At 74.1% G+C, this 19819-nt stretch carries 11 protein-coding genes; 8 read left to right on the top strand and 3 right to left on the bottom strand.

The features are described from left to right. The first annotated feature begins 13 nt into the window (after window positions 1-13). Entirely contained in the window at window positions 14-1834 is a 1821-nt protein-coding gene (locus JS756_RS23210) for a S9 family peptidase (protein WP_205385162.1), read from the top strand. 106 nt (window positions 1835-1940) lie between these two features. After that, window positions 1941-2135, top strand: coding sequence for a ferredoxin (locus JS756_RS23215; RefSeq protein WP_205385114.1), 195 nt, complete (start codon window positions 1941-1943; stop codon window positions 2133-2135). Here the strand turns inward: JS756_RS23215 and JS756_RS23220 are convergent. The 3 genes from JS756_RS23220 to JS756_RS23230 form a co-directional block, all read right to left on the bottom strand. After that, complete coding sequence (locus JS756_RS23220; protein WP_205385115.1) at window positions 2113-2898, bottom strand: glycosyltransferase family 2 protein; 786 nt, start codon at window positions 2896-2898, stop codon at window positions 2113-2115. The genes JS756_RS23215 and JS756_RS23220 overlap by 23 nt on opposite strands. 234 nt (window positions 2899-3132) lie before the next feature. Next, window positions 3133-7224, bottom strand: a complete 4092-nt coding sequence (locus tag JS756_RS23225; RefSeq protein WP_307790916.1) for a WD40 repeat domain-containing protein — start codon at window positions 7222-7224, stop codon at window positions 3133-3135. 518 nt (window positions 7225-7742) lie between these two features. Next, window positions 7743-8828, bottom strand: coding sequence for a PucR family transcriptional regulator (locus JS756_RS23230; RefSeq protein ID WP_205385116.1), 1086 nt, complete (start codon window positions 8826-8828; stop codon window positions 7743-7745). A gap of 307 nt (window positions 8829-9135) precedes the next feature. On the opposite strand from JS756_RS23230, the gene JS756_RS23235 reads away from it, so the two are divergent. The 6 genes from JS756_RS23235 (at window position 9136) to JS756_RS23260 (ending at window position 19803) form a co-directional block, all read left to right on the top strand. Continuing rightward, on the top strand, window positions 9136-11172 hold the full coding sequence (locus JS756_RS23235; RefSeq protein ID WP_205385117.1) for a flotillin family protein: 2037 nt from the start codon (window positions 9136-9138) through the stop codon (window positions 11170-11172). 226 nt (window positions 11173-11398) lie between these two features. Next, window positions 11399-16294, top strand: a complete 4896-nt coding sequence (locus JS756_RS23240; protein WP_205385118.1) for a DNA repair ATPase — start codon at window positions 11399-11401, stop codon at window positions 16292-16294. A gap of 16 nt (window positions 16295-16310) precedes the next feature. Then, on the top strand, window positions 16311-16511 hold the full coding sequence (locus tag JS756_RS23245) for a hypothetical protein (RefSeq protein WP_205385166.1): 201 nt from the start codon (window positions 16311-16313) through the stop codon (window positions 16509-16511). A 135-nt stretch (window positions 16512-16646) separates the two neighbouring features. Beyond that, the gene (locus JS756_RS23250; RefSeq protein ID WP_205385119.1) at window positions 16647-17111 is read left to right on the top strand and encodes a CBS domain-containing protein; all 465 of its coding nucleotides are present in this window, start codon (window positions 16647-16649) and stop codon (window positions 17109-17111) included. A 161-nt stretch (window positions 17112-17272) separates the two neighbouring features. Then, complete coding sequence (locus JS756_RS23255; protein WP_205385120.1) at window positions 17273-18508, top strand: cation:proton antiporter; 1236 nt, start codon at window positions 17273-17275, stop codon at window positions 18506-18508. Then, on the top strand, window positions 18505-19803 hold the full coding sequence (locus JS756_RS23260) for an ArsB/NhaD family transporter (protein WP_205385121.1): 1299 nt from the start codon (window positions 18505-18507) through the stop codon (window positions 19801-19803). The genes JS756_RS23255 and JS756_RS23260 overlap by 4 nt, the downstream gene beginning before the upstream one ends. The last annotated feature ends 16 nt before the right edge of the window (window positions 19804-19819 follow it).

Consider the following 19819-nt stretch of genomic DNA (forward strand, 5'->3'; position numbering starts at 1 on the left):
GGCGGGCGCGCTGATGTCTGAGGACGTTTCCGGTGACACTTCCGGGGGTGCCCCGCGGGAGATGCCGGACTGGGAGAAGCGGTTCCGGGCGCCGAGGGTGTCCCTTCCGGACTGGGCGCAGGACGCCCCGCACCGGTCCCTGTTCGTGTCGAACGCCACGGGCACGTACGAGCTGTACTCCTGGGACCGCTCGACCGGTGAGCAGCACCAGGTGACCAACCGGCCGAACGGCACGACGGACGGCGTGCTCTCCCCGGACGGCGCCGGCATCTGGTGGTTCGACGACAAGGACGGCGACGAGTTCGGCGTGTGGCGCCGCCGCCCCTTCTCCGGCGGCGAGGACGAGCTGGCCGCGCCGGGCCTGGACCCCTCCTACCCGGCGGGCCTGGCCCTGGGCCGGGACGGCCGGACGGCGGTCGTCGGCCGCTCCACGGACGAGGAGGGCACCACGATCCACCTCGCCCGGACCGGCGAGCCGCCGGTGGAGATCTACCGGCACCGCGAGTCGGCCGGCGTGGGCGACCTCTCCCACGACGGTTCGCTGATCGCGCTGGAGCACACCGAGCACGGCGACGCGATGCACTCGGCGCTGCGGGTGGTGCGACCCGACGGCACGGCGGTCGCCGAACTGGACGACACCGAGGGCGGCACGAAGGAGCTGGGCCTGGAGGTGCTCGGCTTCGCGCCCGTCGACGGCGACACCCGCCTGCTCATCGGCCACCAGCGCCGGGGCCGCTGGGAGCCGCTGGTGTGGGACGTGGCGACGGGGGAGCAGAGCGACCTCGCCCTGGACCTGCCGGGCGACGTCAGCGCCGAGTGGTACCCGGACGGCAGCGCCCTGCTCGTCGCGCACGGCTTCGAGGCCCGCAGCGAGCTGTACCGGTACGACCTGACCGACCGTGCGCTGGAGCGGATCCCCACCCCGCCGGGAACCGTCTCGGGGGCGACGGCCCGCCCCGACGGCACCGTGGAGTACCTGTGGTCGTCGGCGGCGGAGCCGCCCGTGGTGCGGTCCACGGCGGGCGGGGTGGTCCTGGATCCGCCCGGCATGAAGTCGCCCGGCTCGGTGCCGGTGGAGGACGTGTGGGTGGACGGCCCCGGCGGGCGCATCCACGCCCTGGTGCAGCGGCCGGCGGGGGCCGAGGGCCCGCTGCCGACGGTCTTCGACATCCACGGCGGACCGACCTGGCACGACAGCGACTCCTTCGCGGCGGGTCCCGCAGCCTGGGTGGACCACGGCTACGCGGTGGTCCGCGTCAACTACCGCGGCTCCACCGGCTACGGCCGGGCCTGGACGGACGCGCTGAAGCACCGGGTGGGCCTGATCGAGCTGGAGGACATCGAGGCGGTCCGCCAGTGGGCGATCACCTCCGGCCTCGCGGACCCCGCCCGGCTGATCCTCACCGGCGGCTCCTGGGGCGGCTATCTCACCCTCCTCGGCCTCGGCACCCAGCCCGAGGCGTGGACGCTGGGCATCGCGGCGGTCCCGGTCGCCGACTACGTCACGGCCTACCACGACGAGATGGAGGCGCTGAAGGCGATGGACCGGACCCTGCTCGGCGGCACGCCCGAGGAGGTCCCGGAGCGCTTCGCGGCGTCGTCGCCACTGACCTACGTCGACGAGGTCAGGGCCCCCGTCCACATCTCGGCGGGCGTCAACGACCCCCGCTGCCCCATCCGCCAGATCGAGAACTACGTCGACCGCCTGGCCGCCCGCGGCGCCGTCCACGAGGTCTACCGGTACGACGCCGGGCACGGTTCGCTGGTGGTCGACGAGCGGATCAGGCAGGTCGGGCTGGAACTGGACTTCGCCCGGCGGCATCTGCCGCGGTAGAACTCGTGCGGTGCACCGGCCGGGCGGGGGACCCGCCCGGGTTTCGGCCGGGTGCCGCGCGGGGCAGCAGGGCCGGTGACGGCCCCTCGTACGTACGGGAGTGCAGATGAAGATCTCCGTGGATCCGGAGCGGTGCTACGGCTCCGGCGACTGCGTCTACCGGGTTCCGTCCGTCTTCACGGTCGTCGACGGCTTCGGCGCGGTGCTGCCGGGCCGCGAGGACGACGGCGACGATCCTGCGGTGCGGCGCGCGGCGGAGGGCTGCCCGTCGCAGGCGATCATGCTGGGGCGGCAGGGATAGCCGGCCAGTTCCAGCCCAGTTTCGCCAGCGCCCGAGCCCGCGCCGCCACCACCGCCATGCGGGCCCGGCGCTCCGCCGGGTCGGTGTGCGCTCTCTGGCCGGTCATCTGGCCGTCCCACTTGCGGTAGAGCAGCCCGGTGTCGGCCGAGAACCAGCCGCGGCTTATGGCGTTCAGCGCGAGCAGCAGGCCGGTGTCCTCGGAGGCGGGCAGGGCCATCCAGCCGCCGAGGGCCAGCAGCAGGTCGCGGCGGACGAAGAGGGTCGCCGGATGGACCTGGGCGCGGTGGTCGTTGGCCGCCCAGAAGTCGAGCACGGCACCGCGCTCGATCGGGCCCTCGGGCGGATCGCCGGGGAAGCCGGCCGTGGAGCCGTCCGGCAGCAGGTCCAGCGCCCGGGACGTGGCCCAGCCCAGTCCGGGGTCGGCCTCCAGGGCCGCCAGGTCGCGGGCGAGGGCACCCGGTGTGAGCCGGTCGTCGGCGTCGAGGATCTTCACGTACGTCCCGTCGGCGTCCGACAGGGCGATCGTGCGGGCGACCCCCGGTCCGCCGGGCCGCCCCTGGCGGAAGACGATCCGCTCGTCGTCGGGGACGTGGGGGCGTACGGCGTCGGTGGTGCCGTCCTCCCGGACGACCCAGCGCCAGTCCCAGCCGTCGGGCAGCCGCTGCTCGCACAGCGACGCGTGGGCCTGCGGCAGATAGCGGGCCGAGGGGGCGTGAACGGCGGTGACGACGACGACGCGCCGGTCCGGCACGGCGGCGCCCACGGCCTCTCCAGGCGTGCGGCGAAGGGAAGTTGGGGTCTCGTCGTGGGCCTGGGGCACATGATCAGGCTACGGCACCCCGGCGCCGGCCCATGAAAAAGGCCCGACCGCTGGCGACGGGGGATGCACCAGCGATCGGGCTGTGGCCAAGGCTAACAGGGCTGCCCCGCCTGTGGGAGCCGCCCGCCGGACTGAGGGTGTGCCATGTGACCCGGATCACTTCAACCCGGGGTTCGGTCAGGCGTCGCAAGGCGGGTCGTAGGACAGCCGGGGCAGGTACTCGCGCCACTTCCGCTCCGTCAGGACTCCCCGCGTGGTCGCGCAGATGCGTCGCACCGCCCGGTCGACGTCCAGGTTCCACAACCGCACGGTGCCGGTGCCGCTGGACACCCCGAGCATGCCGCCGCGGGGGCTGAACGACAGGAAGTTGCCGGCCTTGGCGTTGGGGCTCATCGACTGGCCGATCGGCGTGGCGTGCGCGGGGTCGGCGATGTTCCACAGTCTGACCGTGTTGTCGTTCCCACCGCTGGCCAGTGTGCGGCCGTCGGGGCTGAGGGTCAGGGACACCACCGCCTCGGTGTGCCCGGTGAGCGGCGGGCCCAACTGCCGCGCACGGGCCGGGTCGGTGACATTCCACAGCCGTACGGTGTCGTCGTCGCTGCCGCTGGCCAGCGTGCGGCCGTCCGGGCTGTAGAAGAGCGCGTTCACCGGGCCGGTGTGGCCGGTCAGGGGCGCGCCGACGGGCACGGTGCGGGCCGGGTCGGCGGTGTTCCACAGCCGCACGGTGCCGTCCGCGCTGCCGCTGGCCAGGGTGCGGCCGTCGGGGCTGAACACCAGGGCGTTCAGGTAGCCCCGGTGGCCGGTCAGGGGCGCGCCGACGGGCACGGTGCGGGCCGGGTCGGTGACGTCCCACAGCCGGACGGTGCGGTCCTCGTAGGCCGTGGCGAGCGTGCGGCCGTCAGGGCTGAAGGCCACCGCGTCCGCGAAACGGGTCCGCAGGACGACGGGCGGCCCGGCGGCGACCGGCCGGGCGGGGTCGGTGACGTTCCACAGGTACACCTCGTGGTCCGCCGTCAGCACGGCGAGCATGCGGCCGTCGGGGGAGAACACCGGTTTGCGCTCGACGTCGTCGGCGGGCATGAACGGTTCGCCCAGCGGCACGGGCGCCCCGGGCCGGCCCACGTCCCACAGCCGCAGCCGACCGTCGCGCGCGGCCGTCGCCAGCACCTTCCCGTCCGGGCGGAAAGCGCCGTCCCGGCCGACCATGTCCGCCGCGGGCACCGCCCACAGCCGCACCTTGCTGTCGCCGCTGCCGGTGGCGAGCGTGTGCCCGTCGGGGCTGAACCCCAGCGCGTACATCTCGCCGCTCGCCCCTGCCAGCGGTTCGCCGATCTGCGCCGCGTGGCCCGGGTCGGTGACGCTCCACAGGCTCGCCGTGCTGTCGGCGCTGGCCGCCGCGAGCAGCGCGCCGTCCGGGCTGAACGCCACCGACCAGATGGGGCCGGTGTGCCCGGTGAGCGGCCCGCCGAGCTGGCCGGCGTGCCGCGGGTCGGCCGTGTTCCACAGGCGGACGGTGTCGTCGCTGCTGCCGCTGGCCAGGGTGCGGCCGTCTGGGCTGAACGCGACGGAGTGCACCGTTCCGGTGTGCCCGGTCAGCGTGGTCAGCATCCGCGGCCGGGCCGGGTCGGCGGTGTCCCACAGCCGCACGCTGCCGTCGTCGCCGCCGGTGGCCACCGTACGGCCGTCCGGGGCGAAGGCGACCGAGCGCACGGCCGCCGTGTGGCCGGTCAGCGTGGCCAGTTGCCTCGGGCGGGCCGGGTCGGCCATGTCCCACAGGCGGACGGTGCGGTCCTCGCCGGCCGAGGCCAGGACACGGCCGTCCGGGCTGAAGGCGATCAGGTAGACGGTGCCGTGCCGACCGGGCAGGGGCGCCCCGAGCGGACGCGGCCGGGCCGGGTCGGTGACGTCCCAGCGGCGGATCGTGCCGTCGTCCCCGGCGCTGGCCAGGACCCGGCCGTCGGGGCGGAACACGGCACTGCTCACCCAACTGGTGTGGCCCGTCAGGGGCCCGCCGAGGGGCGTGGGACGGGTGGGGTCGGCGACGTTCCACAGCCGGACGGTGCGGTCGTAGCTGGCGGTCGCCAGCAGCCGCCCGTCCGGGCTGAAGGAGGTGAGGTACACGGCGCCGGTGTGGCCGGTCAGCGGGGTCGCCAGCGGCGCGTTCACGATCGACACCAGCCGGTTGTCGGTGTCCCGGTCGTGCGGGCGCAGCCGGTGCGCCACCAGGTCCAGCTGGGCCGAGAGCGACGGGTCGGTGTCCTGGACCCGGTCCGCCTCGGCGAGCACCTGCTCGAACACCGCGTCGTCGCGCTGCTGCCAGGCCACCACCGCCGCGCCCGCCGCCACGAGTGCCAGTGCGACCAGCGCCGCCACGGCGGCCCGGCCGATCCACACGGTGCGCCGCCGCAGCCGGACCGAGGCGGCCAGGAACTCCACCGCACTGCGGGTCAGGAAGGTGTCCCCGGCCGATCGCGCCCACGTGTGCGCCTGCTCCAGCCGGGAGCCGCGGTAGAGCAGCGACGGGTCGCGATCGGAGTCCTCCCAGGACCGGCCGTCCTCCTCCAGCCGCTGCCGCAGCAGGTTGCCGCCCCGGTCCTCGTCGATCCAGTCCCGCAGCCGCGGCCACGCGGTCAGCAGCGCCTCGTGGGTGATCTCCACGGTGTCCGCGTCGAGTGTCACCAGCCGGGCGCGTACCAGTGCCTCCAGCGACTCCTCCGTCCTGCCGGGGTCCGCGGACTCCCGCGCCAGCTGTCGCCGTGCGCCCCGCCGACGCGTGGCGTGCGTGTCCTCACCGAGCCGCACCAGCCGCAGCAGCAGCAGCCGCGCCGCGGTGCGGGCCGCCGGATCCAGCTCCGCCCACGCCCGCTCCGCGGTCGCCGCGACGGCCCCCCGGATGCCGCCGGCCGCCCGGTACCCGGCCAGCGTCAGCCGGGCCGCCTTGCGTCGCTGCCAGGTGGCGAGCATCGCGTGCGACAGCAGCGGCAGCACCCCCGCGTCGTGCGCCCCGCGCGGGCCGTCGGCGCTGACCTCCCGCACGATCAGTTCGGCCAGGCCCGGCTCCAGTTCCAGACCGACGGCCCTGGCCGGGCCGGCGACCGCCTCGCGGAGCTCGGCGGTGGTCAGCGGGCCGAGCACCATGTGCCGGTGCTGGAGGGCGTCGGCCAGCTCCGGGTGGCTCAGGCACTGCTCGTAGAAGTCGGCGCGGATCCCGAGCACGACGCGCACGGGCGCCGGCTCGCCGGGCGCGGCGGGCGTGCACGCGGCGTGCAGCACCCGGACGAAGGTGCGCCGGTCCGCCTCGCGCGGGCAGAGCGTGAAGGTCTCCTCGAACTGGTCGACGATCACGACCGGCCGGGCGCCGGGGGCGGCGCCGACCCGTGCGGCCCGGGCGGCGAGGGCACGGCGGACGGCGGGCGCGAGGTCCGCCGCGGGGGCGGAGAGGCCGTCGGCCGCGGTGCGCGACGCGGGCCCGGCCTCCTCGGCCGGCCCCTCCGGTCCGTCCGTTCCCCCCGGCCTGTCCGGCCCGTCCGCCGTATCTGTTCCGTCCGGTCCGCGCTGCGCTGCGACGACAGGGGCGAGCTCGGGAACATGGCGGGCCAGCTCGGCCAGTGGGTCGGCGCCGGGCACCAGCTGGAGGACCTCGCGGGCCTCGTCCGCGGTCTGGAGCGCCGGTACCAGTCCCGCGTTGAGCAGGGACGACTTCCCGGCCCCCGAGGCCCCGACGAGCATGACCAGCCCCCCGGCCCGCTCGGTCGCGGCGAGCTGGCCGACGAGCGCCCGCGTGCTGCGCTCGCGGCCGAAGAACCACCGGGCGTCCTCGCGCCGGTAGGAGGCGAGTCCCCGGTACGGGCACACCCCACCGGGCACCGCGGGGGCCTGCGCGGCCGGGCGCCCGGTGTCCTCGGCGCCGGTTCCCGGCCGGTCACCGGCGGGTCCGGCCACGGCCTGCTCCCACAGCCGCTGCCACTGGGGCAGGTCGTACAGCCCGGGGGACGCCGGTATCGGCTGCTCGCGCCGCGCCTCGGGGATGAGGACCTGGAGCACCGCGGCGAGCGCGGCGAACTGGGCCGGCACGTTCCTGGCCCGCCGCCAGTCACTGATCCGCTGTGCGGAGACGCGCACGGGCCGTCCCCGCTCGTCCACGCGCTGCAACCGGCCGACCGATTCGGACACCCGCTTCAGCGGAGGGTTGCCGGCCTCCTTGTACAGCAGCGCCAGCCGCTCGGCGAAGGCCGTGCGTGCCCCTGGCCCGGACCCCACGGTCTCCACCCGTCACCTCCACACACGTCCGGACTTCCGGACCGGAAAACTCACTTTATACGTCTGACCTGCGGCGAAGGTGTCTCCGGCAGGACCGGAACCCCCGGCGGGCACCACTCACCTGGCAGGATCTCCGCACGGGAGCCGAGGGCCGCACGGCGCCCGCGCGAGTGCCCGGCGACACGCTCGGTGATGCCGCGGAACCGTTTCCGTGACTCCCGCGGCACCGTCCCGCCACCCGCCGCCGCCCGGTTCCGCCCTCCTCCCGACCCTGGCCCCCGGCCGGGGAAGAAGCCGCCCCCCACTGTTCTCGGCACCGGTCCCCACGAGGGGAGGGACCGGTGCCGAAGAGTATGGCGCCGGGCACCGACAGCCGGACGTCACCGCCGCCGGACCCCGGCTCCCGCCGGATCCGCCCGGTGCCCGAGCGGCCCGCGCACCACCCCCGCCCGGCGCTCCTGCGGGCCGGCGTCCGCCCGGGACGGTCGCCCGTGTAGGACGGCGCCCCCGCGGGACGGTGTCCGAGGTCAGAGCTGCCGGGACGGCCAGTCCAGCAGGCGGGCGCCGATGACCGCGGTCTGGAGCATGTAGCGGTGGGCGGGGTCGGAGGGGTCGGCCCCGGTGAGCTTGTGGATGCGTTCCAGACGGTAGGTCATGGCCCGCACGCTCAGCGAGAGGCGGCGGGCGGCCTCCGCTGCGACGCAGCCGGAGTCGAAGTAGGCGGTGAGCGTGTCCAGCAGCGGTTCGGCGCCCCCGCGGGCGGCGGTGAGCGGACCGAGGGTTCCCACCACGAGGTCGGCCATGGCCTGCCGGTCACGCGTGAGGACGGGATAGACGAGCAGGTCGGCCGCGTGCAGGACGGGGGCGTCGAGGTCCAGGCGCGTGGCCAGTTCCAGGGCGTTGAGGGCCTCTTCGTAGGACTGGACGACGCCGCCGGGGCCCGGTTGCGCGCGGCCGAGGGCGACCTGGCCGCCGTCGGTGGCGGCGTGGGCCTGCTTCGCGAAGTGCGTCAGTACCTCCTGCTGGTGGCCGGGCGCGATGCACAGCAGCCGGCCGTCCTTGGTGGTGAGCAGGACGTTGCGGTCGCCGAAGCGGGCGATGAGGGCCTGCTCGACCCGGCGGGCCACCGGGTCGCCCTCGTCGTAGGCGGCCGGGCCCTGCGCGACGGCGACCGCGTGCGCGTGGGACAGGCGCAGCCCGAACCGCTCCGCTCGCTCGGCCAGCCGGCCCAGGTCGCTCCGGCCGTAGAGCAGGTCGTCGATGAACTCCCGCCGCGCCGCCTCCTCCTGACGGACCGCCAGGCGCTGGGCGCGCTCGTAGCCCTCGGCGAAGGCGTCCACGATCTGCTGGACGGCGCCCAGCGCCTCGGCGGCCGTGCCGGAGGCGGACGGCCAGGCCGCGCGGGCCGCGGACAGGTGGGCGCCGACGAGGGCGCGCAGCCCGTGGCCGGCCTCCGCGGCCTGCTCGCCCAGTGCGCGGCGGGACTCGACCTCCTCGCGGGTCAGCCGGCGGCCCGTGGCCGACACCTCGGCCAGGATGCGGGCGCAGCCGTCCAGATACCGCTCGGGAATCTCCCGTGCCGCCCGCGGTGCCGGTACGTCCCGCTCGCTCATGCCGTGTCCCCCGTGTTCCTCGCCGTGGTTCTGACGCGCAGTCGGCTCATCCTGGCACCGACCGGCATGCAGACCCTAGTGAACTCTGCCGGAAACCGGCAATGCGCCGACGGTCGGTCGGCGTGCACCATGAGTCGCGGGGAGCACTGCGGAGAGATCGGTGCCGGACACCGGCAGGTGTCCGGTCCGACCGCCGAGGGGGCGGCGCCCCGTCGCTCCGCTGTTCCTCCCCCTTCGAATGTCGTTTCTGCCTGTCGTTTCTGCTTGCCCGGCGTTCCTGACGCCCTGTGCCCGAAGGACGTGTGCCATGTCTGTCATCGGCGTGTCCGCCGCCGTCTTCCTCGTCCTGGCGGCCCTTGCGCTGTTGCTCGTCTCCCGATTGTTCCGCAAGGTCGAACAGGGCAAAGCGCTGATCGTCTCCAAGATGCGCAAGGTCGACGTGACCTTCACCGGGCAGGTCGTGCTGCCGGTGCTGCACAAGGCCGAGGTGATGGACATCTCGGTGAAGACCATCGAGATCACCCGGGCCGGCAAGGAAGGCCTGATCTGCCGGGACAACATCCGCGCAGACATCCGCATCTCGTTCTTCGTCAAGGTCAACAAGACCGTCGACGACGTCGTCAAGGTCGCCCAGTCCGTCGGCACCGCCCGGGCCAGCGACCAGCGCACCCTCCAGGAGCTGTTCCACGCGAAGTTCTCCGAGGCGCTGAAGACCGTCGGCAAGCAGATGGACTTCACCGACCTCTACACCAAGCGCGAGGAGCTCAGGTACCGGATCATCGAGGTCATCGGTGTCGACCTCAGCGGCTACCACCTCGAGGACGCCGCGATCGACTACCTGGAGCAGACGCCGCTCGGCCAGCTCGACCCGGCCAACGTCCTCGACGCCCAGGGCATCCGCAAGATCACCGAGCTGACGGCCGTGGAGCACGTGCGCACCAACGAGGCCCAGCGCAACGAGGAGAAGGAGATCACCCGGCAGAACGTCGACGCCCGCGAGGCCGTGCTGGAGCTGGAGCGCCGGCAGGTCGACGCCGAGATCAAGCAGAAGCGGGAGATCGAGACGTCCCGGGCCCGCGAGGAGGCCGAGACCGCGCGGGTCGTCGAGGAGGAGCGGCTGCGCGCCCAGTCCGCCTTCCTGCGCACCGAGGAGCAGCTCGGCGTCCAGCGCGAGAACCAGGCCCGCGAGGTCGCCGTCGCCGCGAAGAACCGCGAGCGGGTCATCGCCGTCGAGAACGAGCGCATCGAGAAGGACCGGCTCCTGGAGGCCATCGCACGCGAGCGGGAGACCCAGCTGACCCGGATCTCCGCCGAGAAGGAGGTCGAGGCGGAGAAGCGGGAGATCGCCGAGGTCATCCGCGAGCGCGTCGCGGTGGACCGCACGGTCGCCGAGCAGGAGGAGTCGATCAAGAAGCTGCGGGCCGTGGAGGAAGCGGAGCGCGGGCGCCAGGCCGTCGTCATCGCGGCGGAGGCCGAGGCGCAGGAGAAACTGGTCAAGGACATCAAGGCCGCGGAGGCCGCCGAGCAGGCAGCCGTCCACCGTGCCGCCGAGGAACTCACCCTCGCCGAGGCCCGCTTGAAGAGCGCCGACCTCGACGCACAGGCCAAGCTGCGGATGGCCGACGGCGTCCGGGCGGAGGCCGCCGCCGAGGGGCTGGCCGCCGTGGCGGTCCGCGACAAGGAGGCCGAGGTCATCGAGAAGGCCGGCCGCGCCGAGGCCGAGGCCACCCAGGCACGGCTGCGCGCCGAGGCCGAGGGCGTCCGGGCGAAGGCGCTCGCCGAGGCGCAGGCCATCGGGGAGAAGCTGAAGGCGGAGGCCGCGGGCCTCACCGAGAAGGCGGCGGCGATGGCCGCGCTGGACGAGGCGTCCCGCACGCACGAGGAGTACCGGCTGCGGCTGGAGGCGGAGAAGGAGATCCGGCTCGCCGGGCTGGACGTGCAGCGGCAGGTCGCCGAGGCGCAGGCCACGGTGCTCGCCACCGGGCTGGAGAACGCCGACATCGACATCGTCGGCGGCGAGTCGGTCTTCTTCGACCGGCTGGTCGGCTCGATCGCGCTGGGCAAGGGCGTCGACGGGTTCGTCGAGCACTCCGAGACCGCACGGACGCTGGTCAAGCCGTGGCTGGACGGCACGTCGAGCTTCACCGACGACATCAGCCGCGTCCTCGGCTCGGTCTCGACGGCGGACGTGCAGAACCTGACGGTGTCCGCGCTGCTGATGAAGCTGATGAAGAGCGGCGGCACGAGCGCCGGTCAGCTCCAGCAACTGCTGGACAAGGCGGGCGAGCTGGGCCTCGCCGACACGCCGCTGGGGGCGCTGAACGGTACGCCGGTCCGCGCCTGACCGCCGGCCCGGCACCGCCGGGCCGACCGACGGGGGGCGGGGAGCTGCCGCACAGGGGACGGCAGCTCCCGGCCCGCCACGGGGCGGGGCGGCGCCCCGGGCCCCAGGGCCCGGGCCCGCACCCGTACGGGCCGCACCGCCGGACCGGCCGCCCGGACCGGCCGCCCGGACCCGCCCCCCCGACACACCGCACACCGGCCCGCCTCCTCGGAAGGGACCGAGTTCCATGGCAACCGGCCTGGACCAGCAGCAGTACGACGCCGTCGACGCGGGCACCTACGAGGTGCTGCGCGACCGGCTCGCCGCACAGGCCGCCGACCTCGCCCGCCGCGCCGAGGCGCTGAACGCCCGCCGCACCGCGGAGTTCGGCGCCACCCACCTCGACCTGACCGGCACCGGACGGCTGCGCACCGAGCGCGCCGCGGTGCCCCGCGACCTCGTCCCCGTCGGCGAGCACCTGCTGTTCGGCTCTACCGGCCTCACCGGACTGCGCGAGGAGCCGTCCGTCGCGGACGTCCTCGCCCTGTACGACCGCGACCTGAACCGGCGGCCGGACGACGCGGTGCCGGGTCTGCTCGACGACCCCGCCTTCGTACGGGAGTTCGCGGCGCTCTTCCGCTACTACCGGCAGGCGCGGCTGCTCGGCCTGCGCCGGCTGGAGGACCGGCTGCTCGCCGTCTTCCAGACCGGTGAGAAGACCGGCGACATCCGGGTACTGCGCTGGGCCGTCGCCGCCGACGGGGCCGTGTCGTTCCTGGACGCCCGGGGCGAGCGCGACGACGTCTTCCCGCCCTCCCACGACTTCGACTGGACCGACGCCACCCGCGACGACCACGTCCTCGGCGTCCTCGGCTCCCGTCCGCACGTGCGGGTGCAGGGCGAGCTGCTCGTCTCGACCGTCGGCGGCGCCCTCACCGTGCGCACCGAGGCCGGCGACGAGCTCCTGACCGAGGCGGTGGACGAGCCGCTGCAGTCCCTCGGCGACGCCGACATCGCGCACGCGCGCGTCGGCGCGCTGCTCCTGCTGCGGATCCGCCCCTACAAGGAGGACGGCCACCGGTACCTGGTGTTCGACACCCTGACCCGGACCGCCGTCCGCCTGGACGGGATCGGTCGGGCGTGCCGCCGCCTCCCCGACGACCAGGGCATCGTCTTCCCCGGCGGCTACTGCCTGGCGGGCGGTGCGCACAAGACGTTCGACCTCGACGCGACGGGCCTGGGGTTCGCCGCCGAGGTCCGCTCGCCCTACGGCGAGGACGTGCTGTACGCCTTCCACGACCGCGCCGAGGGCCGCACCCTGCTGCTGTCGTACAACACGATCCGCAAGGAGGCCGCCGCGCCCCTGCTGTGCCAGGGCTGGGCGCTGTTCGACGACGGCGGACTGGTGGTGCTGCGTGCGGACGGCGACGAGCCGGCCCGCGTGCACCCGGTGCAGCTGTGGAACACCCCGTACGTCTCCGACACGCACGCCGCCGCGGAGCCCGTGGGCGAGGGCCCGCTCGCCCGCGTCGGCAACGCCGACCTCGTCCGCGGCATCGCCGACTGCCTGTCCGTCACCCGCGCCGCCGCCGAGACCACCCCCACGGCGGAGGTGTACGCGGCCCTCGCCGCCGCGTGCGTACGGGCCGCGGACACCCACCACTGGCTCGGCGAGCCCGAACTGGGCGATCTGCGCTCCCCCCTGGACGCCGTCCGGGGCACCGCCGAGCAGGTGCAGGCCGAGTTCGAGACCGTGCAGGAACTGACCCGGCAGGCCAACGGGACCCTGGAGGAGGCCGCCGAACGCCTCGCCGCGGTGGTGCGGCGGCTGCGCGGCGAGGCGCCGCGCGACGCCTCCACCTGGGTGGAGGGGCTGACCGAGCTGCGGCACGCCCAGGGCCACCTGCTGACCCTGAAGGACCTCACGTACGCCGACACCGCCCGGATCGACGAGCTCGCCGCGCAGGCGGAGACCGACCTGGCCTCCTTCGGCCGGCGGGCGGTGGACCACCTCGCGCGCGAGGACGCCTTCACCGCGTCCCTGCGGGACGTCGAACAGCTCGCCGCCGACGCCGAGTCGCTCACCGCGGTGGCGCAGGCGGCGGCCGTGGAGGCCCGGCTGGAGGACCTCGCGAACGCGCTGCGCACGGTCACCGAGGTCGTGTCCGGTCTCGACATCGCCGACGCCACCGTCCGCACGGCCGTGCTGGAGCGCATCGCCGAGGTGCTCGGCGGCCTCAACCGGGTCCGCGCCGTCCTCGACGCCCGCCGTCGCAGCCTGCGCGACAGCGAGGGGCGGGCGGAGTTCGCCGCCGAGCTGACCCTGCTCGCGCAGACCGTCACCGGGGCCCTCGCCGACGCCGGCACCCCCGAGGCGTGCGACGACCGACTGGCCCTCGTCCTGGCCCGGGTGGAGACGCTGGAGTCCCGCTTCGCGGAGTTCGACGACTTCCTCACCGAACTGGCCGACCGGCGCACCGAGGTCCACGAGGCGTTCTCCGCCCGCAAGCAGTCCCTCGTGGACGCCCGCGCCCGCCGCGCCGAGCAGCTCGCGGCCCTGGCCGGCCGGGTCCTGGACACCGTGGCCCGGCGTGCCGGCGCGCTCGCCGACGCCGACGCCGTCAGCACGTACTTCGCCTCCGACCCGATGGTCGCCAAGGTCCGCCGCACCTCCGGCGAACTGCGCGAACTCGGCGACGTGGTACGGGCCGAGGAGCTCGACGGGCGGCTGAAGGCCGCGCAGCAGGAGGCCGTGCGCACCCTGCGCGACCGGGCCGACCTGTTCGCCGACGGCGGCCGCGCCCTGCGCCTGGGCGGACACCGCTTCGCCGTCACCACCGAGCCCCTCGACCTCACTCTGGTCCCGCACGGCGACGGCCTGGCCTTCGCCGTCACCGGCACCGACTACCGGGCCCCCGTCACCGACCCCGCCTTCGCCGACACCCGCCCCTACTGGGACCGGCACCTGGCCTCCGAGTCCCCGGCGGTGTACCGGGCCGAGCACCTCGCCGCGCGGCTGCTGCGCAGCCACGGCCCGGCGGCCCTCGCCGCGGCCGACGACCTGCCCGCCCTGGTGCGCGGGGCCGCGGAGGAGTCCTACGACGAGGGCTACGAGCGCGGCATCCACGACCACGACACGACCGCAGTCCTCGCCGCCCTGCTGCCCCTGTACGAGCAGGCCGGACCGCTGCGGCACGAACCCGCCGCGCGGGCCGCCGCCCAACTGTTCTGGACGCACGCGGCGACGGCCGACGAGCGCGCGTCCCTCACCCGGCGCGCGGTGTCCCTGGCCCGAGCGCGGGACACCTTCGGCCTGGCCCCCGCGCTCGCCGACCTCCGGGACGAGCTGGCCCGCGCGATCGGCGGCGAGGAGGCCGGGGCCGCCGCCGCGTACCTCGTCGAGGAGCTGACGACCGGCCCCGAGGGCTTCGTGATCAGCGCCGCCGCCCGCACCCTGCTGGACAAGTTCCGCCGGACGGCGGGCAGCGCGGCCTACGCCGACGACCTCGCGGCCGTCGGCGACCTGCCCGCGCGCCGCCAGCTCGCCGAGGCCTGGCTCACCGCGTACGCCCACGCCGCGGGCCTCACGCCCGGCCCCGGCGACCTGGCCGAGGCGGTGGCCGCCGAGCTCTGCCCCGACCTGCCGCGGTACGCGTCCGACGCCGAGCCGGAGACGGTCGTCGCGGGACTGCTGGGCACCCACCCCCGTGTCGCCGAAGGCCGGTTGCGCTTGCGCATCGACGAGTTCCTGGCCCGCACCGGCCGCTTCGCCGACCGGGACGTCCCCGCGTTCCGCGCCTACCAGCGCCGGCGCACCACCCTGGTGACGGCCGAACGGACCCGGCTGCGCCTCGACGACCACCGCCCGCGCTCCATGGCGGCGTTCGTGCGGGGCCGGCTCATCGACGAGGTCTGTCTGCCGCTCATCGGCGACAGTCTCGCCAAGCAACTCGGCACCGTCGGCGAGGACCGGCGCACCGACACCGGTGGGCTGCTGCTGCTGGTGTCCCCGCCCGGTTACGGCAAGACGACGCTCCTGGAGTACGTCGCCGCCCGCCTGGGCCTGATGCTGGTGAAGATCAGCGGCCCGGCGCTGGGCCGGTCCGTCACGTCGCTCGACCCGGCCGAGGCGCCCGACGCCACCGCCCGGCAGGAGATCGAGAAGATCAACTTTGCGCTGGCGGCGGGCAACAACACCCTGCTGTACCTCGACGACATCCAGCACACCTCGCCCGAGCTGCTGCAGAAGTTCATCCCGCTGTGCGACACCACCCGCCGCATCGACGGCGTGCGCGACGGCGCGCCGCACACCTACGACCTGCGCGGCAAGCGGTTCGCCGTCTGCATGGCCGGCAACCCCTACACCGAGTCCGGCGCCCGCTTCCAGGTGCCCGACATGCTCGCCAACCGGGCCGACGTGTGGAACCTCGGCGACGTCCTCCACGGCAAGCAGGACCTGTTCGCGCTGAGCTTCCTGGAGAACGCGCTCACCTCCAACCCGGTGACCGCGCCGCTCGCCGGCCGCGACCGGGCGGACCTCGACCTGTTCGTCCGCCTCGCCGCGGACGACCCCACGGCCCGCACGGACCGGCTGAACCACCCTTACGCTCCCGCCGAGGCGGAGCGGATCACGGCCGTCCTGCGGAACCTGCTGCGGGCGCGCGAGACCGTCCTCGCGGTCAACGCCGCCTACATCGCCTCCGCGGCGCAGTCCGAGGCCACCCGCACCGAACCGCCGTTCCGGCTCCAGGGCTCCTACCGCACCATGAACCGGATCGCCCAGCGGATCCGGCCGGTCATGAACGACGCCGAGGTCGACGCGGTGATCGACGACCACTTCACCGCCGAGGCCCAGACCCTCACCGGCGGCGCCGAGTCCAACCTGCTGAAGCTGGCCGAGCTGCGCGGCACGCAGAACGCCGACCAGGCCGCCCGCTGGGCCGAGTTGAAGGCCGGCTACGTCCGCTCCCGCGCCCTGGGCGGTCCGGAGGAGGACCCGATGGCCCGTGCGGTCGGCGCCCTCGGGCTGCTCGCCGACCGGATCGCCGCGATTGAGGCCGCCATCACCCGGGCAGCCGACCCGCGACACCTGGTGGCCAACTCCCGGGCCCGGCACGCGGCCGGACGGGAGGAGCAGCAGTGAAGGAGCATCGGGAGCAGTGACGTCCTTCCTCGTCCCGCTCGCCGCCGCCGCGCTGATCGTCGCGGCCGGCACGGCCGTCCTCGTCCGCCGGGACCGGCGGTACATGGCGGCGAGCCCCAAGACCCTGCGCGCCGAGGCCGCGGCGGCCCGGGACGTCCCCGTGCCGCGCCGCCGGGGGCGCCCGCGCCGGTACCGCCTGCGGCGTGCCCGGCAGTGAGGCGCCCTCCGCGCCGGACGCGGCCCTTCCGCAGGATTCGGGGCGCGGCTGCGGCGGTATGGTGCCGGTAGGACGAACGGCGGCCCCGCCCCAGGTGGCGGGCGCGGCCGAGGACGACGGGGACGGGAGCCGGCTGTGCGGGCGCGTGACTTGGCGGTGCAGTACGAGACGATCAGTCTGGACAGCGATGCGCTGGAGGCGGCCCGGCTGATGGCCGAGCACCGGCTGCCCGCGCTGCTGGTCGTGGACGAGCTGGGCGCCCCCCGGGCGATCCTGCCGGCCTCCCAGATGATCAAGATCCTGGTGCCCGGCTACGTCGTCGAGGACCCGACGCTGGCCGCGGTGATCGACGAGCGTCACGCCGACCGGCTCTGCGAGAGCCTGGCCGGCCGCAAGGTGCGCGACTGCCTGTCGAAGACGACACCGCCGCCGGTGGTCGCCGCGCCGGACGACACCGCGCTGGAGATCGCCGCGCAGATGGCACAGTTGCGCAGTCCTCTGGTGGCGGTCGTGGACCGGGACAAGGCGGGTGCGAGACTGCTCGGTGTGATCACCGCGTCACATCTTCTGGAGCGTCTGCTCGCCGTCGGCTCCGCCTGAGCGGGCCTTGTTGCCGGGACCCGGCAATCCCCGGCCCGCAGGGGTGCAGCTCGACGAAATGACAAAGTCGTATCAAGGACAGGTAAGGTTCCCAGCGGTGTGCCGGGAAGCCTGGTCGGCGAGCAGGGAACAGTTGTCTCGTTTGGTCGGGAGTGTCCGTCATGGTGCTGGTGGTGGTGTTCGGCGTTGCGCTGCTGGTCGCGGTGTTGCTGTCGGGCCTTGCGGCGCGCACGGTGCTGTCGACGTCGTTCCTCTTCCTGGTCGGCGGGGCCCTCGTCAGTGACGGGTTTCTCGGGCTGATCCACATCACCCCGGACAGCGGGATCGTTTCTGTTACCGCTGACCTGGCACTTTTCGCGGTGCTGTTCACCGACGGCATGCACGTGTCGCTGCCGAGGCTGCGCGCCAGCTGGAAGCACCCGGCCCGGGCGCTGGGCCTGGGCATGCCGCTGGCCTTCGTCTTCATGGGCCTGGTCACCCACTACCTGGTGGGCCTGGACTGGACGACGTCCTTCCTGGTGGGAGCGGTGCTGGCACCGACCGACCCGGTGTTCGCCTCGGCCATCGTGGGACGCGCCGAGGTCCCCGCCAAGCTGCGGCAGCTGCTGAACGTGGAGAGCGGCATCAACGACGGCCTGGCCCTGCCGGTGGTCCTGGTGCTGATCGCCGCGGCCGGGCCGACGGCGCCGGGCATGGAGGCCTCGCCGGGGACGATCGGGCTGGAGCTGCTGCTCGGCCTGGTCTTCGGTATCGTCCTCCCGCTGGTCGTCAACGTGCTCGTCCGGGTGCCCCTGCTGGGCGCCGAGCCCAAGCTCCAGCAGCTGCTGCCGCTGGCCGTCGGGATCATCCTGTACGCGTCCTGCCACCTGACCCACGCCAACCCCTACCTCGCCGCCTTCTCGGCGGGCGCGACCCTCGCGCACGTCTCCCCGGAGGCGAAGGCGTCCTTCGAGCCGCTGGGCGAGGCGTTGGCGGAACTGGCGAAGTTCGCGGCGCTGCTGGTGTTCGGCGCACTGCTGACCCCGAGCCTCTTCGGCGACCTGTCGCTCGGCGGCTACGCTGCGGTGATCCTGGCGATCTTCCTGATCCGCCCGGCGTCACTGCTGCTGTCGCTGCTGGGCACCGGCATCTCCCGGAAGGAGAAGCTGGTGGCCGCCTGGTTCGGCCCCAAGGGCTTCGCCTCGGTGGTGTACGGCCTGCTGGTGCTGCAGTCCGGCATCCCGCAGGCGGAGGAGGCCTTCACCCTGATCGCGGTGTGCATCGCCTTCTCGATCATCGCCCACAGCTCGACGGACGTGCCGATCGCACGGGCGTTCGATGTGGAAGACCTGGCCGGAATCCCGGACGGACCGCCGTCGGAGACCCGGACGCCCGCTTCAGCGAACGGAGGAACGTGAAGGACTGGCAGAGCTGGGCGGCGATCGTCGTCTTCGTAGGTGCCTACGCGCTCATCATCAGCGAGAAGATCCACCGCGTCGCCGTTGCCCTCGGCGGCGCGGGCCTGATGCTCGCGATCGGGGCCACGGACGACGTCTCGGCGTTCTACTCCGAGGAATCCGGCATCGACTGGAACGTCATCTTCCTGCTCATGGGCATGATGATGATCGTCGGCGTGCTGAAGAAGACCGGCATGTTCGAGTATCTGGCGATCTGGGCGGTGAAACGGGCCAGAGCGAGACCCTTCCGGGTCATGGCCATGCTGGTGCTCATCACGGCGGTGGCCTCCGCCCTGCTGGACAACGTCACCACCGTCCTGCTGATCGCCCCGGTCACGCTGCTGGTGTGCGAGCGCATGGCCCTGCCCGCCGCCCCGTTCCTCATCGCCGAGGTCCTGGCGTCGAACATCGGCGGCACGGCCACGCTCGTCGGCGACCCGCCCAACATCATCATCGCCAGCCGGGCGGGCCTGACCTTCAACGACTTCCTGGTCCACCTGGCCCCGCTGGTCATCGTGCTGATCGGCGTCCTGCTGGTGCTGTGCCGGGTGATGTTCCGCAAGTACTTCGTCTACGACGACGACCGCGCCGCCGAGATCATGGCGCTGGAGGAGCGGGAGGCGATCAAGGACCCGCGGCTGCTGCTCCAGGGCCTGATCGTGCTGGCGCTGGTCGTGGCCGGTTTCGTCCTGCACCCGGTGCTGCACTTCGAGCCGAGCGTCGTCGCCCTGCTCGGTGCCGGCCTGCTGGTCGGCGTCACCGCCGTGGAGACGCACGACGTCCTCGCCGAAGTGGAATGGGCCACCCTGGCCTTCTTCGCCGGCCTGTTCGTCATGATCGGCGGCCTGATCGACACGGGCGTGGTCGACGAGATCTCCCGCGCCCTGGCCGACGCGATCGGCGGCAACGAACTGGGCGGCTCGCTCACCCTGCTCGGCGGCTCCGCGATCCTGTCCGGCATCGTCGACAACATCCCGTACGTCGCCACCATGGCCCCCATCACCGCCGACCTCGTCCACGAGATGGGCGGCGCGAGCGACCACGTCCTGTGGTGGGCCCTGGCCCTGGGCGCCGACCTCGGCGGCAACGCCACGGCGATCGGCGCCTCCGCCAACGTCGTCGTCCTCGGCATCGCCGAGCGCAACCGCCAGCCGATCTCCTTCTGGCAGTTCACCAAGTACGGCCTGGTGGTCACGGCCGTGACGGTCGCGATCTCGCTCCTCTACGTGTGGCTGCGGTACTTCGCGCTGGCGTGACCGGGCGGGGCGACGG

The organism is Streptomyces actuosus (assembly GCF_016921115.1).
Lineage (GTDB): Bacteria > Actinomycetota > Actinomycetes > Streptomycetales > Streptomycetaceae > Streptomyces > Streptomyces actuosus_A.

What these genes read in the sequence shown, in the direction of transcription:
- JS756_RS23210 (WP_205385162.1), top strand. Translation starts at nt 14, where the DNA reads ATGTCTGAGGACGTTTCCGGTGACACTTCCGGGGGTGCCCCGCGGGAG.
- JS756_RS23215 (WP_205385114.1), top strand. Translation starts at nt 1,941, where the DNA reads ATGAAGATCTCCGTGGATCCGGAGCGGTGCTACGGCTCCGGCGACTGC.
- JS756_RS23230 (WP_205385116.1), bottom strand. Translation starts at nt 8,828, where the DNA reads ATGAGCGAGCGGGACGTACCGGCACCGCGGGCGGCACGGGAGATTCCC.
- JS756_RS23235 (WP_205385117.1), top strand. Translation starts at nt 9,136, where the DNA reads ATGTCTGTCATCGGCGTGTCCGCCGCCGTCTTCCTCGTCCTGGCGGCC.
- JS756_RS23240 (WP_205385118.1), top strand. Translation starts at nt 11,399, where the DNA reads ATGGCAACCGGCCTGGACCAGCAGCAGTACGACGCCGTCGACGCGGGC.
- JS756_RS23255 (WP_205385120.1), top strand. Translation starts at nt 17,273, where the DNA reads ATGGTGCTGGTGGTGGTGTTCGGCGTTGCGCTGCTGGTCGCGGTGTTG.